Origin of the sequence: Saliniramus sp., from assembly GCF_035311605.1 — a bacterium.
Classification (GTDB): domain Bacteria; phylum Pseudomonadota; class Alphaproteobacteria; order Rhizobiales; family Beijerinckiaceae; genus Saliniramus.
The window spans coordinates 1-15,445 of record NZ_DATGCW010000356.1; the positions used below are offsets into that span (position 1 = coordinate 1).

14 protein-coding genes are annotated in these 15,445 nt (G+C 63.1%); 8 read left to right on the forward strand and 6 right to left on the reverse strand.

The annotated features are described in order from the left end of the window. The 3 genes from VKP01_RS15735 to VKP01_RS15745 form a co-directional block, all read left to right on the forward strand. On the forward strand, positions 1 to 655 hold a 655-nt coding region (locus VKP01_RS15735; RefSeq protein WP_324413956.1), incomplete at its 5' end, for a xanthine dehydrogenase family protein molybdopterin-binding subunit. A 75-nt stretch (positions 656 to 730) separates the two neighbouring features. Next, entirely contained in the window at positions 731 to 1,534 is an 804-nt protein-coding gene (locus VKP01_RS15740; RefSeq protein ID WP_324413958.1) for a xanthine dehydrogenase family protein subunit M, read from the forward strand. Between the two features lie 67 nt (positions 1,535 to 1,601). Further along, positions 1,602 to 2,519 (forward strand): MoxR family ATPase, encoded by a 918-nt coding sequence (locus tag VKP01_RS15745; protein WP_324413960.1) that lies wholly within the window; start codon positions 1,602 to 1,604, stop codon positions 2,517 to 2,519. A gap of 29 nt (positions 2,520 to 2,548) precedes the next feature. On the opposite strand, the gene VKP01_RS15750 is transcribed toward VKP01_RS15745, so the two are convergent. Then, on the reverse strand, positions 2,549 to 3,190 hold the full coding sequence (locus VKP01_RS15750; protein ID WP_324413962.1) for an MBL fold metallo-hydrolase: 642 nt from the start codon (positions 3,188 to 3,190) through the stop codon (positions 2,549 to 2,551). 191 nt (positions 3,191 to 3,381) lie between these two features. Between VKP01_RS15750 and VKP01_RS15755 the strand changes: the two genes are divergently transcribed. Then, a complete protein-coding gene (locus VKP01_RS15755) occupies positions 3,382 to 3,774 on the forward strand; it encodes a hypothetical protein (RefSeq protein WP_324413964.1) in 393 nt (130 codons plus the stop codon). A 530-nt stretch (positions 3,775 to 4,304) separates the two neighbouring features. After that, a complete protein-coding gene (locus tag VKP01_RS15760) occupies positions 4,305 to 4,724 on the forward strand; it encodes a helix-turn-helix transcriptional regulator (protein ID WP_324413966.1) in 420 nt (139 codons plus the stop codon). A 405-nt stretch (positions 4,725 to 5,129) separates the two neighbouring features. Here the strand turns inward: VKP01_RS15760 and VKP01_RS15765 are convergent, their stop codons facing one another. The 4 genes from VKP01_RS15765 to VKP01_RS15780 form a co-directional block, all read right to left on the reverse strand. Further along, positions 5,130 to 6,386, reverse strand: a complete 1,257-nt coding sequence (locus VKP01_RS15765; protein WP_324413968.1) for an O-antigen ligase family protein — start codon at positions 6,384 to 6,386, stop codon at positions 5,130 to 5,132. Then, positions 6,383 to 7,924: an undecaprenyl-phosphate glucose phosphotransferase gene (locus tag VKP01_RS15770; RefSeq protein WP_324413970.1), complete on the reverse strand. Its 1,542-nt coding sequence runs from the start codon at positions 7,922 to 7,924 to the stop codon at positions 6,383 to 6,385. Before VKP01_RS15770 ends, VKP01_RS15765 begins: the two co-directional genes overlap by 4 nt. A gap of 81 nt (positions 7,925 to 8,005) precedes the next feature. Beyond that, a complete protein-coding gene (locus VKP01_RS15775) occupies positions 8,006 to 9,184 on the reverse strand; it encodes a glycosyltransferase family 4 protein (protein ID WP_324413972.1) in 1,179 nt (392 codons plus the stop codon). Beyond that, positions 9,184 to 9,741: a polysaccharide biosynthesis/export family protein gene (locus tag VKP01_RS15780; RefSeq protein WP_324413974.1), complete on the reverse strand. Its 558-nt coding sequence runs from the start codon at positions 9,739 to 9,741 to the stop codon at positions 9,184 to 9,186. Before VKP01_RS15780 ends, VKP01_RS15775 begins: the two co-directional genes overlap by 1 nt. 188 nt (positions 9,742 to 9,929) lie before the next feature. Here VKP01_RS15780 and VKP01_RS15785 point away from each other — a divergent pair, with 188 nt between their 5' ends. The 3 genes from VKP01_RS15785 to VKP01_RS15795 all read left to right on the forward strand — a co-directional run bounded on the left by VKP01_RS15785 (position 9,930) and on the right by VKP01_RS15795 (position 14,386). Further along, complete coding sequence (locus VKP01_RS15785) at positions 9,930 to 11,738, forward strand: GumC family protein (protein WP_324413976.1); 1,809 nt, start codon at positions 9,930 to 9,932, stop codon at positions 11,736 to 11,738. Further along, a complete protein-coding gene (locus VKP01_RS15790; protein ID WP_324413978.1) occupies positions 11,699 to 13,258 on the forward strand; it encodes a hypothetical protein in 1,560 nt (519 codons plus the stop codon). The genes VKP01_RS15785 and VKP01_RS15790 overlap by 40 nt, the downstream gene beginning before the upstream one ends. Positions 13,259 to 13,336: 78 nt before the next feature. After that, positions 13,337 to 14,386 (forward strand): polysaccharide deacetylase family protein, encoded by a 1,050-nt coding sequence (locus VKP01_RS15795; protein WP_324413980.1) that lies wholly within the window; start codon positions 13,337 to 13,339, stop codon positions 14,384 to 14,386. Between the two features lie 33 nt (positions 14,387 to 14,419). Here the strand turns inward: VKP01_RS15795 and VKP01_RS15800 are convergent. After that, a partial coding sequence (locus tag VKP01_RS15800) for a TRAP transporter fused permease subunit (protein WP_324413982.1) occupies positions 14,420 to 15,445 on the reverse strand: 1,026 nt, incomplete at its 5' end.

Here is a 15,445-nt window from a genome sequence, read left to right on the forward strand (position 1 = left end):
CGCGGCCTATGCGATGGAAGCCTCGGACAAGGATATCGAATTTGCCGATGGCAAATTCTCCGTCGCCGGCACCGACAAGTCGATGGCGTTCGGCGAGATCGCGCTGCAGGCCTATATCGCCCACAAGTTCTCCGGCCAGGATCTCGAACCCGGCCTGAAGGAGGGCGCCTTCTACGATCCGACGAACTTCACATTTCCCGCAGGCGTGCATATCTGCGAGGTCGAGATCGATCCCGATACCGGCGTGACCACGATCGAGCGCTTCACGGCGGTGGATGATTTCGGAGTGGTGATCAATCCGATGATCGTCGAGGGCCAGGTCCATGGCGGCATCGCCCAGGGCGTCGGCCAGGCACTTCTGGAGAACGCGGTCTATGACGAATCCGGCCAGCTCGTCACGGCGAGCTACATGGATTACGCCATGCCCCGCGCCGATGATCTGCCTTCCTTCGATGTCGGCATGACGGTGACCCCGTGTCCCTCCAATCCGCTCGGCATCAAGGGCTGCGGCGAAGCGGGTGCGATCGCCGCGCCGCCGGCCGTGATCAACGCTATCACCAATGCTGTCGGCCATGAGGATGTGCCCATGCCGGCGACGCCGCGCGCGGTCTGGCACGCCATTCACAAGGCCAAGGCGCCGATGGCGGCGGAGTGAGCCGTTCGAACGATAGCTTCCGCGCGGGCGATCAGCTGCCCGCGCGCTTCATCAGGATTTCGGAGAACTGAACCGATGCACGCTTTCGAATATCATCGCCCGAGCAATGTCCGCCAGGCGGCGGCGCTCCTGCAGAAGAACGAGGATGCCAAGATCGTCGCCGGCGGTCACACGCTCCTGCCCACCATGAAACAGCGCCTCGCGGCACCCTCCGCGCTCGTCGATCTCGGCGCGATGGGCGAGTTGCGCGGCATCGAGAAGAAGGGCCGCGCCGTGGTCATCGGCGCCATGTCGACCCATGCGGAGGTCGCGACCTCGGATGTCGTCGCCGAGGCGATCCCCGGCCTCGCGAAACTCGCGGAAGGGATCGGCGATCCCGCCGTGCGCCATCGCGGCACGATCGGCGGCTCGATCGCCAATAACGACCCGGCTGCCGATTATCCCGCCGCCTGTATCGGGCTCGGCGCGACAATCATCACCAACAAGCGCAAGATTCCGGCGGAGGAGTTCTTCACCGGCATGTTTGACACTGCGCTGGACGAAGGCGAGATCATCACCAAGGTCTCCTTCCCCGTCCCGGCAAAGGCGGCTTATGCCAAGTTCCGCAACCCCGCCTCGCGCTATGCGCTGGCCGGCGTCTTCGTCTCCAAGCGCGGCTCGGATATCCGCGTCGCCGTGACCGGCGCAGGCTCAGACGGCGTGTTCCGCTGGAGCGAGGCCGAGGAAGCGCTGGCCAAGCGCTTTGCGCCCAAATCCCTCGACGGGATGAGCGCATCTGCCAGCGACATGAATACGGATATTCATGCCGATGCGGAGTATCGCGCGCATCTCGTCGGCGTGATGGCGCGCCGTGCGGTCGCGGCTGCGACCGGGCGCTGAGCGCGTCGAATGATCTGAATCCCGGATCGGGCGTCCCCGGTCCGGGGCGTTGTCTCATGCAGATGGAATGAAGCGCTTGCCCGATATTCCCGCCAGCATCGACGATACCCGGAAACTCCTGCAAGATGCAGGCTACGTTTCCGATCGCCCGCTCGCCACGGTGCTGTTTCTTGCCCTGCGCCTCAACCGTCCGCTCTTTCTCGAGGGCGAGGCCGGTGTCGGCAAGACCGAGATCGCCAAGGTGCTCTCGCAGGCGCTGGGGCGTTCGCTGATCCGGCTGCAATGCTATGAGGGGCTCGATGTTTCCTCTGCGGTCTACGAGTGGAACTATGCCGGCCAGATGATGGAGATCCGCCTTGCCGAGGCGACCGGTGAGGCCGATCGCGAGCGGCTGGAGGGGGACATCTTCTCCGAGCGGCATCTGATCAAGCGCGCGCTCTTGCAGGCGCTGGAGCCCGATACGGCGGGTCCACCGGTCCTGCTGATCGACGAGCTGGATCGCACGGACGAGGCCTTCGAGGCGTTCCTGCTCGAAATCCTCTCCGATTTCCAGGTCACGATCCCGGAATACGGCACTGTGCGCGCTGCGCATCCGCCGATCGTGATCATCACCTCGAACCGCACCCGTGAGATCCACGACGCGCTCAAGCGGCGCTGCCTGTATCATTGGGTGGATTATCCCGATGCGGCGCGTGAGCTTGCGATTCTGCGAGCGAAGGTGCCGCAGGCGCCCGCAAAATTGTCCAAGGACATCGTCGCCTTCGTTCAGGCCATCCGCAAGGAGGACCTGTTCAAGTCACCCGGCGTCGCCGAGAGCCTTGACTGGGCCTCGGCGCTGGTCGAGCTGGATGCCGTTGCGCTCGATCCGCATCTCGTCTCGGACACGCTCGGGGTGCTGTTGAAATACCAGGACGACATCCAGAAGCTTCAGGGTTCGAAGGCCCAGGAATTGCTCGATCAGGTCAAGGCGCAGGCGAAGGGCTGAGCTGCGCTCGATGCCTTGCGTGGTCCGCCTCAATCCTGGAGGAAGGGATTGTTGGCGCGTTCATCGCCGATATTGCTGGTCGGCCCGTGGCCGCAGATGAAGCCGATATCGTCGCCGAGCACGAGCAGCTTCGTGCGGATCGAATTGATCAGCGTGTCCATATCGCCTCCCGGAAGGTCGGCGCGTCCGACCGAGCCGCGGAACAGCACGTCGCCCACCAGCGCGAATCGCTGATCCTTCTGGAAGAAGACAAGGCTGCCGGGGGAGTGGCCCGGGCAATGCAGGATCTCGAAGGGGATGCCGGCAATGTCGAAATCATCGCCTTCGTCCAGCCAGCGATCCGGTGTGAAGCTCTCGACGGTGCCGAGGCCGTATTGCTCGGCGATGGCGGGGAGATTGGCGATCAGCGGCTCGTCCGCGCGATGCGGCCCTTCGACCGGGACGCCGAGTGCCTCGCGCAATTCGGCGACGCCGCCGATATGATCGAAATGGCCGTGAGTGAGCACGATCTTCTCGATGGTCAGGCCAAGTTCTTCGATGCCTGAACGGATGCGCCCGACATCCCCGCCCGGATCGACGACGGCGCCGGTCTTGGTGTCGTCATCCCAGATCAGCGTGCAATTCTGCTCCAGAGGCGTGACGGGGACGATCGCGGCTTTCAGACTCGGCATGAACTTCTCCCTGGATATCGGCCGGATGGCGCAGGGGCGAAGGTGCCTGCCCGGGCCCGCCGGATCAAGGGTGAAATCCCGGCGTTCTGCGCGCCCTTGATTGCTCGAGATCAAGGCGTAGCCATTGGGTGCATGGTGAAACCGTAATGACGATTGCGGCAGAGGCCGCGACCTTGAGGAGGAACACGTTCATGTCCATCCCCCACCATTTCAAGCGCATCACCCTGCATCTTGCACGCACGAAGGAGCATCCGACCGGTTCGCATCTGCACGGCTACGACATCGTCGCACCGCTCGATGCGGACGGGCATATCGATATCGCCGAATGGCGCAAGCACAAGCATCTGTGCCGCGTGCATCGCTTCTGGGGGAATGAGGAGGATGTCGGCTTCCTGCGCCATCGCCCCGGCGGCACCGGTGGTGCGACCTGGGTGATCGACTACGACGAAAACCGCGATGATGACGACGAGCCTGCCTATCGACTTGGCGATCATGTCATGCAGGTCGGCGAATACCTCTCCATCCGGGACGATGAAGGCGACATGCAGACGTTCCAGATCGTCGCGGTCGAGAATGCCGGGTGAGCCAAGCGCTTATCCTGCCCCTTTTACAACCAGATGTGAGGCAATGACAAAGGCGCGTCCGCGATGCGGGCGCGCCTTTCAGCTTTCGGAACGAAAAACAAACATAATATCGCATAGGTTGCAAAATAAATAAGATACATCAATAAAGAGAACAATTATAAGTGGAGTTCTTTGCGCCTAGTTGTGCTACCTGAAGTAATATTTCAAAAAATATGTATCTGGTGGTTGAAATTCAAAAGCTGTACGGGCAAAGTGTTGACGATGCACCTCAGGCGCGTCGCGGGAAATGCGCGTAAAAAGTGGCTCTGGCAGCATATTCCTCGACGGTTGTATTATTGATTGTTTCCAACGCAAGCGCTAAGACAATCAAAAGGGGAGTGCCCGGACTTTGAAATGTTCGCGTTTCATTTTGCTCGGGGGTTCTGTCTATGCCAGCTGCTGCGCGTAAGGGTTGTCGGGATACGCTTGCAGCCTGGTTGTATCTGTGTCGGTTGCCGAGTCGGCGGTACCTGATCGGGAGAACGTAATCAATGTTGAGCAACAAGAAGTCGCCGAATGAAATCGATTTCGAAATCGGACGGCGCATCAAGCTCAGGCGCAACGCGCTAGGGTTGAACCAGCAGCAATTGGCCAAGGAGATCGATGTATCCTACCAGCAGGTCCAGAAATACGAGAACGGGACAGACCGTGTCGGGGCCGCCAGACTGTTCCAGATTTCGCAGGCCCTTGATGTGCCTATCAGTTTCTTCTACGGCAGCATGATTGAGGAAGGGTCCGAAACGAGCGAGGTCGTGTCGCTCGAGGAACACCAGATTCAGCGCGCCTTGGCAGATCCAAACGGGCGGCAGCTTCTGCTCATCTTTGCGAATTTGAAGGTGCCGAGCCTGTGTACCAGTCTGCTCGATATCGCAAAGTCACTCGCCGAAACCGCCAAACACAAAAAGGGCTGACGCCGAAAAGCGGCAGGTCGGCCTCCCCTTGTCTTGCAATAAGTTGCAAGCGTGATCGCGACGATGTACCTTTTGGTTGCGCCTGTGGGGGCGTTACATCGAGAGCACCTTCAACTCGCCTTGCTGACTTCGGTCGGTTCGGCGGGTTTTTTCTTTCGATGAGTGATTGAAAAAAAATGCATTGAATCAAAGGGTTGGTGTTTCACGTTAAGCTTGTGTCGCGCATTTGCGGGCCCGCTGAAGTGGCTTCTGTCGCGGATCAATGTTTGGGCCGGCTTTTCGCAAGGCGAATCACCTATCTCCCGATGGTTGTGTTTTTCGCTTTTCAGTCATTTCAGTGCGCGAAATTGGTCGACCGTTGAGCCGCTTGCCGATCACGAAATCGTGATCCTTCGATCCGGGTGGTCATCCGCCCCGGTTTTCCCACGCTGCGCCATCCGCCTGGTATCGGCCACGCCGGACATTGCGGTCGAACAACCCCCAGGTCAGCCCGAGCAGCAGGTAGAAGTGCCGCCAATGGTCGGTATCGATGGTCAAGCCCTGAAGCATCTGGACGAAGAGAACCGACCAGACGGCGATGGCGAAGGCCTGCATGTCTGAGGGCGTTGCGATCAGGCGCCAGCCGACGAAGAGCGTGGCGCCGATCAGGCAGAGATAGGACAGCCCGCCCAGCCAGCCGTAAGCGGAAAAGGCGTTGAGATAGACGTTATGAGGGTCCTCGAACCAGACATTGCGGAACTGCATCGGTCCGTACCCGTTCGGGCGGTCGAGCAGTTCGGGGATGGCGCGGAAGATGCGTCCGAATCGCCCGGTGGCGCCAACATCATAGTGCTGGACGAGAGCGGCGCGGACTTCGAACATGCTGCGCAGTTCCTCGATGGACAATGCGACGGCCAGGGCCACGATTGCGCCGATGGTTCCGGTGACTGCGAGCACGGTGATGCGCAGACGCTGCCGTGGCCCGGCCACGAAAAGGAAGGTCAGTATCGTCATCAGCGCCATGGACAGGATCATGTTTCCCCAAGCGCCGCGCGAGAAGGACAGGAATACGCCACCGAAGAGGATGATCGCCAGCGGTACGACATAGCGCAGCCATAACCGCCCCGTGATCAGAATGGCTTGTGCGAGCAGCACAAGCGGCAGGATCACGTAGGTGCCCAGCACGTTCGGATCCTTGAATGTGCCCGCAGCGCGGTCAAAACGGGTGAACAACGCACCGAGCCCGGCCACATCGAAATAGCCGAGGATCCCCGCCACCGAGGCGATCGTCGCGCCGCTGACGAGGCCCCACGTCAGCGCCTGCATCCGCCAGCGCGCATCGTCCTGCAAGAGTGCGGCGAAGAAGATCGCCGTCACGGCCAGGTAGAACGACACCCCGATGAAGAGCACGGCATCGCCGTCATCAAGGAAGGGGATCAGCGAGAACAGCCCGCCGATATTGTAGAGCATCAACAGAACGCTCATCACCACCGCCCCCGCCCGGAGACGCATGCCGCCCAGCATGAAGACGAAGAGCGCGAGGAAGAAGGTGAATTCGTAAGGGGAGGGCTCGATCAGCACCACGCCGCCGCAACACATGAAGATGAACAGCGTCCACCATTGCGTGCCGCGCGAAAAACCGGCCGCGACCGGGGCCGACGGATTGGCGCTCAACGTGTTCAATAGGCATTCTCCGTCTTCAGCAGGGCGAAGGGGGTCATCGCCAGGATTTGCAGATCGAACAGCACCGACCAGTTCTCGATGTAATACAGGTCGTGCTCGACGCGGCGCTGGATCTTCTCCTGCGTATCGGTCTCACCGCGCCAGCCGTTGATCTGCGCCCAACCGGTAATGCCGGGCTTGACCTTGTGGCGAGCGAAGTAGCCATCGACGACCTGGTCATAGAGCTCGTTGGCGGCCTTTGCCTGGAGGGCGTGCGGACGCGGTCCCACGAGCGAGAGATTGCCCTTGAAGACGACGTTGAAAAGCTGCGGCAATTCATCCAGGGAGGTCTTGCGGATGATCCGACCCACACGGGTGACGCGCGGATCGCCCTTCGTCACCAGTTTCGCCGCACTCGCATCGCCCTGATCGACATACATCGATCGGAACTTGAAGACTTCGATCAGTTCGTTGTTGAAGCCGTAGCGCTTCTGGCGAAACAGCACCGGCCCGCGCGAGTCGAGCTTCACCGCCAGGGCGACAGCCGCCATGACCGGTGCGAGCAACGTCATGATGGACAGGCCGACGAGTTTGTCGAAAAGCCATTTGACCACGAGATCCCAATCCGCGATCGGGCGGTCGAAGACATCGAGAACCGGCACGTTGCCGATATAGGAATAGGCGCGCGGACGCAGGCGCAACTTGCTCGCATGGGCAGCCAGCCGGATATCGATCGGCAATACCCAGAGCTTGGAGAGCATCTGCAGGATCCGCCCCTCGGCGGCGATCGGGACGGTGAAGATCACGAGGTCGAGCTGCGTGTTGCGCGCGTAATCGACGAGATCGGTCACGGTCCCGAGGGTGGGGTATCCGGCCACGAGATCGGGCGTGCGCTCGTCATTGCGATCATCAAAAACGCCGACGATGCGCACGCCGTTATCGCCCTGTGCATCAAGCGCGCGGATCATCTCGACCGCGGCCGGGCCGGCTCCGACGATGGCGGTACGCCGGTCGAAACGACCCGCCCGCGTCATGCGCCCGACGATTCCGGCGAGGGCCAGTCGCTCCGTCGTCAGTGCGGCGGCGCCGGTGAAGAACCAGCCGACGAGCCAGACGCGGGAATACTCGTCACCCACCTTGAGAAGAAAGATGGCTGTGAAGCCGATCAGGAAGACGACGGTCCAGGTGGCCAGAAGCCGCAGTCCGTCCCGAAAGAAGGTGCGAAACGCCTGGATCGAATAGACATGTACCATTTCGAATGCAACGAGCGCAGCGAGGGAAAGCCCTGCGATCATGGCCAGCGTGAAGCTGTTGAAGGTATTGCCGAGATAGGCGAGGTGCAGCGCGATACCGAGCCCGGCCACGATGAGCAGTTCGACGAGGCGGACCGTGCCGGTGAGGACCTTCGCGGAGAAGGCGCCCGACAAGGGCAGCCCCGCCGTGGCCTCGGCCGGTGGGCGTTTCGCACGATGGTTGCGCTCGCCCCTTTGCTGTTTCGCCGTGCCGTCCATGCTGGCGGATGCGGCTGCCTGCATAAGATCGCGGATATCGATACTCATATGACGCGCCCGTGATTTCCGATGATTGATCAATTCGGCGAATTGACCTGTTCACGTTAACAGCGCCCGGTGAGGGAAGACTTAACGTGATGGGATAGCGGCGGTACGACGCTCCGCTCCCTTTTGGTAACCCGCAAGAACGGCGTCGGTCATGCTGGCGACTGAAAAATTCGTTTCGAGAAAAGCGCGGGTCTGCGCAATCCTGGAATGCGTGGCCGATGCATCCTCGGTAAGCTGACGCAGGATGGCCTGGGCGAGTGCGCCGACATCGCCCGACTCGACGAGCGTATCCGCGCATGGTTCCAGTATTTCCGGGATGCCGCCGACATTGGTCGCGACCATCGGCATGCCGGCAGCCGCCGCTTCGAGCACGACATAGGGCAGGGATTCCGCGTGTGAGGGCATCACCATGATCCGCGCCCGCGCAAGCACATCGCGGATCGGCTGGGCATCCTCGAAAGTCACATCCTCGGCCAGGCCGTACTCGCTCGCCCGTTGCATCAGCAAGCCCCGGTCGGGGCCCGATCCCACGGCGAGGAGACGCGGGGCGCTGCCCCGTTTCTGCCGGATAAGCCGCATCGCCTGCAGCAGCGTATCCACGCCCTTGGCGAGCAGCATCTCCCCGATGAAGACGAGATCGAAGGCGGCATCCGCATTGTCGACGGGTTCGAATTCCGCCGGATACAGGCCGTTATGGACAATCATGGCGGGGCGGTCCGGCGCGCCGACATAGTGAGCGAAGCGGCTCGCGACATGGCGGCTCTCAAACAGAAAAACGTCGGTCCGGCGCGCCATCCACCGTTCTGCCGCCATGTACAGATGGTGGCGGGGATTGCCGGGGCCGAAATGGAAGCTCCCGCCATGGGGTGTGTAGGCGCGCACCGCATCCGGGGCGTGACGGCGCGCCAGGGCCCGCGCATAAAGCCCGCCCTTGGAGCCGTGGCCGTGCAGCACGCACGCACCGATCTTGCGTTGCAGACGGGCCAGCGCGCGCAGGGCCGCGAGGTCGCGCGGAGACGGATTGCGTGTCATAGCCACCCGGGTGATACCGAGTTCCAGCGCGGGCCGGGCCCGCTCGATCATCGCATGGGTGCGGGCATTGTCCTGCGATGAATCGAAGAGCAGCCCAACGGCATGCCCCCGCGCCGCCTGCTCGCAGGCAAGGTCGATCACATGGCGAAACAGCCCGCCGATCGGCGCGCGAAACACGTGCAGTATACGAAGCGGCCCGTGCGCCATAGTGGCCTCGATATCGGACATCAGAACCAGCGTTCGCGCACGATCACGGTATCACCCGGGCGCAGCGTGTAATCGATCGGTGCATTGAAGCGATCGGTTTCATCCCCGATCTTGCGCGAAACCGTGACGGAACTGCGCACGGCGCGCGGCGTGAAGCCGCCCGCGATCGCGATCGCGGTCTCCACGCTCATGCCGGCGACATAGTCGTACTGCCCCCCGCGCGAAACCTCGCCCATGATGTAGAAGGGGCGGTAGGTATCGATTTCGACGGTGACACGCGGCTCGCGGATGAAGCCCGAGGCGAGGCGCCCGGCCACGCGCTCCGCCGCTTGCGTCGTCGTCAGCCCCTCGACGGAGACGGCGCCGATCAGCGGCACCGTGATCGACCCGCTGCCATCGACCATGTAGATGTTCGACAGCGAATCCTGTCCGAACACGATCAGCCGCACCCGATCTTCAGCAGCCAGACGGTAATCGCGCGCCGAAAAGCTCTCGTCGCCGCGCCGCACCGTCAGCGCGGCGCAACCAGGGAGTGCGGCTGCTGTCAGCAGGAGAGCGAGTGTCTTGCGCCTGTTCATCGGAGTTTCGACCATCCGGCTGGGGTGAATCTGCGCAAAAGGTAAATTGATACGGTTAACAGAACCTTGCGGGCACCGAGAAAGAGGAGAAATGGTATTCGCATTTGGTTTTTTAACCAACCGGAAACCCTGTCTGTTCATCCTGTGCACAAATCCGGCCCGAGACGGAAGCCAGTATGGAGCGCGAGATGAAGCAACCTGGAGGTGCGTCGTTTGACCATGGCGGTCGCGATGGCATGGTGGATCTGCGCGAGATCCTGCTGGCGCTGCGCGGGCGTTTCAAGACGATCCTCGCCATCACCGTTGCCGTCGCCATCGGTGCGATCGTTTTTGTCCTCACCGCGACACCGCGTTTTGCCGGTGAAACCCAGGTGCTTCTGGAGAATCGGGACAGCGTTTTCACCCGCACCCTCTCCGAGCGTGAGTTGCCGGGCGGGACCATCGACGAGCAGGCCGTGCTGAGCCAGGTCGAGGTCGTCAGCTCGCGTGAGGTGGCGCGTGAGACGATACGCCGGCTCGGACTCGTCGGCAACGCGGAATTCGATCCGCTGGTCGGCCCTATGGACCCGATCACGCGTGTTCGCACCATGCTCGGCATCGCTGACGGAAGCTATGACGGGAACGAGGAAGATCGGATCCTCGATGCTTACTATCGCGCTCTCACGGTCTATGCCGTGCCGCGTTCGCGCGTCCTCGCCATAGAATTCCGCTCAGCGGATCCCGATCTCTCCGCCCGTGCCGCCAACACCATCGCCGAGGTCTATCTCGACCAGCTGGAGGAGGCGCAGGCCGAACTCGCGCGGGCCGCTTCGGACTGGCTCGGCACCAATATCGAGGATTTGCGTGAGCGTGTGAGCGAGGCGGAAGCTGCCGTGGAATCGTTTCGCGCTTCCTCGCGGCTGTTCCTGAGCGGGGACAGCGCCAGCATTTCGTCGCAGCAATTGAGCGATCTCAACACGCGGCTCGCGGAAGCCCGCTCGACCCAGGCCGATTCAGAGGCCCGGGCGCAGTTGCTGGGTGAGATGATTGCCGAGGGCAGGGCCTTCGAGATTCCTGATGTCGCGAGCAACGAACTGATCGGTCGGCTGATCGAGCAGCGCATCGATCTGCGTTCGCAGATCGCGCTCGAGCAGCGCACGCTGCTGCCCGGGCACCCGCGCATTCTGGAACTGCGCGCCCAGCTCGCCGATCTCGACGAGCAGATCACCGCTTCCGCCGAGCGTACGGTCCGCATTCTCGAAAACGAAGCGCGCATTGCCGCCTCCCGGGTCGAATCGCTGGAAGCGGCGCTCGATGCGCAGATGAGTGTCGTCGCGCAAGCCAATGAGAGCGAGGTGCAATTGCGCGCTCTCGAACGCGAGGCGCGGGCCGAGCGCGAGCAGTTGGAGAACTACCTCACGCGCTACCGTGAGGCGATTGCGCGCGGCTCGCAGAACGCAACATTGCCCGATGCGCGTATCGTTTCGCGTGCCGTCGTGCCGCGTGAGCCGGTTTTTCCGCGCAAGGCGCCCACCGTTGTTCTGGCGACGCTCGGCGCAGCCTTCGTCGCGACCGGCGGCGTCGTGGTTGCGGCTCTGGTCTCCGGCGGTGTGCCGGCGGCGCCCACAATGGCTGCGGGCTATGGCTATGCCGCACAAAGGCGCGATTCCGATTCTCATGAGGACGAGCCGCACCATGATGCCGCACCGACAGTCGACCCGAACTGGCCCGGCGGGGTGCCGATCGCTCCTCGGATCGGAGCGGGCGGGGCGGTTGCGGTCGGAGCGGATCTGGCCGAGGAGCCGCAAGCCCGCGCGGATAGGCCTGCCCCTGATGCAGCCCACGGGCGCGCACGGGATGCCTTCGCGCAAGCGCCCCAGCCGGATGCGGATGGCGGCGGCAGATGGCCGGTGCGGATGCCGTCGATGCGCCGCCGCGATCCAGGCGCGCGAGGCCTGCTGCCTTCATCGAAATTCCCGTGCAAGCGGCGCAGCCGCAAGCAGAGGAAGAGGTGCTGACCGGCGTCCGCAAGCTCGGAGCACGCCTGCGCGGAACGTTGGAAGGGGGCGCGGAGAACGCGGATTTCGGCTCGCTTCCTGCCGCGAAAGACATGGCCGATCCCCATCGCGCCTTCGAAAAAGGCGCTCCGGCATCTGCCGAACCGGCTGACCCTGACGCAACGGTGTCTGTCGATACACCGCATGACGCCGCGTCGCATGCTGACTTCGCCGCGTCGCCGTCTGATGCGCCTGCGCAAGAACCCGCCGCCGCTGTCGCTGCAACAAGATCAGCTGCGAACGGGACACCCGTATCCCGCTCCGCCGGGAAGGCGGTCGAGGAGCGTTCCGCTGTATCGGAGCCCGTCGCAGCATCGTCCGGCTCGATGGTCGAGACGGCGATTGCAGACGAGACCGGAATAGCCGACACGGTTGAGGTCGCGCGAAACGAAGCCGGTGCGGCGGGCGAATCCGGGCTGGCGCCATCGCCGAAAGAACCGCTTCCCGAGACATGGCAGGAACTGGTTTCGCAGGAGCCGGTCTCGCAGGAGCCGGTCACTGAGCCCGCCGGAGGCGCAGCTGCCGCCGGGCAAGCGGACGCGCGCGCCGAAAAGGCGGATGACGCGGTGAAACACAAGCCACGTCTGCGCCGCAAACAGGCAGCGAGCAAGGCCCTTGCCGATTCCAGCGAGGCGCGCGCCCAGGAAGATCGTCTCGATGCAGCCTGGCAGGAAACGCAGAAGGCAAGGCCCGACAGGGGCGCTCCAGGGTCTGCGCCAGCAGCCACGCCCGCAGCGGCAGTCTGCGGCAGGACCGATGAGGAGGCAGTTCAGGCATCCGTCCCGGTTCTCGATGACGGGCCGCACGCCGGGAACTCGGTGCCCGTTTCGGCGCAGCTATCATCGGCTGCGCAGGAGGCCGTGGCGGACTCCTCGGACTCTCTCGCGGCAGCATCGGTCGACAGCGAGGCGTCCTACGATTTCAGCGTGCTGCTCGCAAGATTGCGCGAGAACCAGCGTCAGGATCGCGGCCAGCGCGTCCTCGTCACCGGGCTCGGCGATGCCGCACGTTTGCGCCGTTTCGGCGAAAAGCTGAGCCAGGCCGGTGCCCGTGCCGGGCGCTGCATCCTCGTCTCGATGCAGGATGACGGTCTCTCCGGAAACGTACCGGGGCTGAGCGATCTGATAGCGGAGCGCGCCAGCTTCTTCGACGTCATTCGCCGCGATCCCGCTTCGCCCCTGCATCGCGTCGAGAGGGGGCGCGCCGATGCGGCGTCGTTGATCGACGACGGTGACGGGCTGGATATCGCGCTGACGGCCTTCCAGCACACCTATGGGCTCGTCTTCCTGCTGCTGCCCGATCCCTCTGATGCGGCCTTGCTGAAGTCTCTGGCCGGTGCCGCGGATACGATCATCATCGCCGCCGATCGTGAAGCCGACGACCCCGAACTCGTTGACCTCTATGCGCGTATTGCGGGAATGGGTTCGGCGGATGTCGTGGTGGCCGGGGTCGGGCGCAGGGCGGGCGTTGCCGCTGCCTGATCCGTTCAGGTGATGCCGAAATGCCCGCAGCGCCGGTCGGGTCCCGTCGGCGCTTGGATCTCAAGTCGGAGAGCGTGCATGTCATTGAAATCCGCCATCATCCGCATGGGGCTGCGCGCGATCGACTGGAGCCGGGCCGATCTCTGGCTGGCGCCCATCTCACGCGGCACCGGCATCATCTTGATGTTTCACCATGTGCGACCGGCCAGCTACGGCGCCTTCGCGCCCAACCGCCTCCTGGAGATCACACCCGCATTCTTCGAGACGGTTGTCAGCATGGTCCGGGAAGCCGGATACGAGATCATCGCGCAGGATGTCTTGCCGCAACGCCTGCGGGAAAAGGGTGGGCGCCCCTTCGCGATCCTCACCTTCGATGACGGCTATCGCGACAATGCGGAATATGCGTTGCCGATCCTGCGTCGCCATGCCCTGCCGGCGACCTTCTTCATCACCACCGGATTCGCCGACGGCCACGGACGCCTGTGGTGGCTCGAGCTGGAGGAGGCGATCCGCCGGCTCGACCGGGTGCTCTTCATCCATGATGGCCGCGATTTCGATCTGCCGGCGCGCGATGATGCAGAAAAGCAGATCGCCTTCGAGACCACCTATTGGCGCCTGCGCAGCGGTGACGAGGCGACGCTGCTGGCCGTTATCGCTGATCTTGCCGCTCAGGCCGGTATCGACAGTCGCGCCCTGACCCGGGGGCTTTGCATGACATGGGACGAAATCAGGGCCGTGGCGCGTGACCCCCTGATCACCATCGGTGCCCATACGGTGAGCCATCCGATGCTGGCCAAGCATGACGATGTCACGGCGCGCTACGAGATCGTGCAATCACGCGACCGCCTCGCCAGTGAGGTCGGCATCAATGTGACGCATTTCGCCTATCCGGTCGGGGATCCCGGTTCAGCCGGACCGCGCGATTTCGCCCTCGCTCAGGAAGCGGGCTTCACCACGGCAGTGACGACGCGGCCCGGTCACGTCTTTGCTGGTCATGCCGACCATCCCCATGCCTTGCCCCGCGTTTCCGTGAACGGCTTGCATCAGAGCCGCAAGACCATGCGCGCCCTGCTCTCCGGCGTCCCGTTCATGCTGTGGAACAAGGGCTGGCGGCTCAATACGCGCTGAGCCGCCGTTGCCCGGCCCTGCGGAGCGCACTCGTCAGTCGAGGCCGCGCGCGATGTTCGATGTGGTGACGAACTGCTTCTGGATGACGAAGACGGCCAGGCCGACACCGATGCCGATGATATCAGAAACCCAGCCTCCCTTGATCATGGCGAGCGCCGCAACCAGCAGCACGATGCGCAGCATCCAGTTGAGCAGCCCGAAGAACCAGCCCTGCACCGATCCGGCGAGCAGGAAGATACCGAGCGCCGCCGTGAACAGGACGCGCGCGATTTCCAGCCATTCGCCCTGCATCAGGAGCGCGTTGTTGTAGAAGAACATGAAAGGCACCACGAAGGCGGCAAGGCCGATCTTGAAGCTCTCCACGGATGTCCTCATCGGGTCCGAGCCTGCCAGCGCCGCTCCGGCATAGGCTGCGAGTGCCACGGGCGGGGTAATCGCCGACATCACGGCGAAATAGAAGATGAAGAAATGTGCCGTGAGCGGCGGGATACCGAGCTGAATCAGGCCCGGCGCCACGACCGATGCCGCCACCGCATAGGCCGCCGTCGTCGGCATGCCCATGCCGAGGATGATCGAGATGCACATGGCGAAGAAGAGCGCCAGCAATTCGCTCTGATCCGCCACTGCCATCAGCACGCCGGAAAGACGCCCACCGACGCCGGTCATGGCGATCACGCCAACGATCACGCCCGCCGCAGCACAGACTGCCACAAGCTGCAGCGACATCTTCGCGGCAATTTCGAGCGCGTAAAGGACGGCGCGCGGGCCCATCCGGAACGGCGTCAGCCAGCTCACGACAGCGGCTGCCCCCATGGCGAGCGTCCCGGCACGGATCACGGAGTAGCCCACGAACAGCGCCCCGATCAGGATCACGATCGGAATGAAGAGAAAAGCCTGCTTGGCCAGCTTGCGGAACTGCGGCAGTTCGCTGCGCGGCAAGCCCTTCATGCCGTTCTTCAGGGCCTCGTTATCGACCATGAAATAGACCGAGAGGAAATAGAGGATTGCCGGGATGATCGCCGCGATGACGATATCGGTATAGGGAATGCCGGTGATCTC

Excerpts from the sequence above, each read along its gene's own strand:
- VKP01_RS15770 (WP_324413970.1), bottom strand. The coding sequence starts at position 7,924 with ATGAGTATCGATATCCGCGATCTTATGCAGGCAGCCGCATCCGCCAGC.
- VKP01_RS15775 (WP_324413972.1), bottom strand. The coding sequence starts at position 9,184 with ATGTCCGATATCGAGGCCACTATGGCGCACGGGCCGCTTCGTATACTG.
- VKP01_RS15785 (WP_324413976.1), top strand. The coding sequence starts at position 9,930 with ATGAAGCAACCTGGAGGTGCGTCGTTTGACCATGGCGGTCGCGATGGC.
- VKP01_RS15740 (WP_324413958.1), top strand. The coding sequence starts at position 731 with ATGCACGCTTTCGAATATCATCGCCCGAGCAATGTCCGCCAGGCGGCG.
- VKP01_RS15795 (WP_324413980.1), top strand. The coding sequence starts at position 13,337 with ATGTCATTGAAATCCGCCATCATCCGCATGGGGCTGCGCGCGATCGAC.
- VKP01_RS15755 (WP_324413964.1), top strand. The coding sequence starts at position 3,382 with ATGTCCATCCCCCACCATTTCAAGCGCATCACCCTGCATCTTGCACGC.
- VKP01_RS15750 (WP_324413962.1), bottom strand. The coding sequence starts at position 3,190 with ATGCCGAGTCTGAAAGCCGCGATCGTCCCCGTCACGCCTCTGGAGCAG.
- VKP01_RS15760 (WP_324413966.1), top strand. The coding sequence starts at position 4,305 with ATGTTGAGCAACAAGAAGTCGCCGAATGAAATCGATTTCGAAATCGGA.
- VKP01_RS15745 (WP_324413960.1), top strand. The coding sequence starts at position 1,602 with ATGAAGCGCTTGCCCGATATTCCCGCCAGCATCGACGATACCCGGAAA.
- VKP01_RS15780 (WP_324413974.1), bottom strand. The coding sequence starts at position 9,741 with ATGAACAGGCGCAAGACACTCGCTCTCCTGCTGACAGCAGCCGCACTC.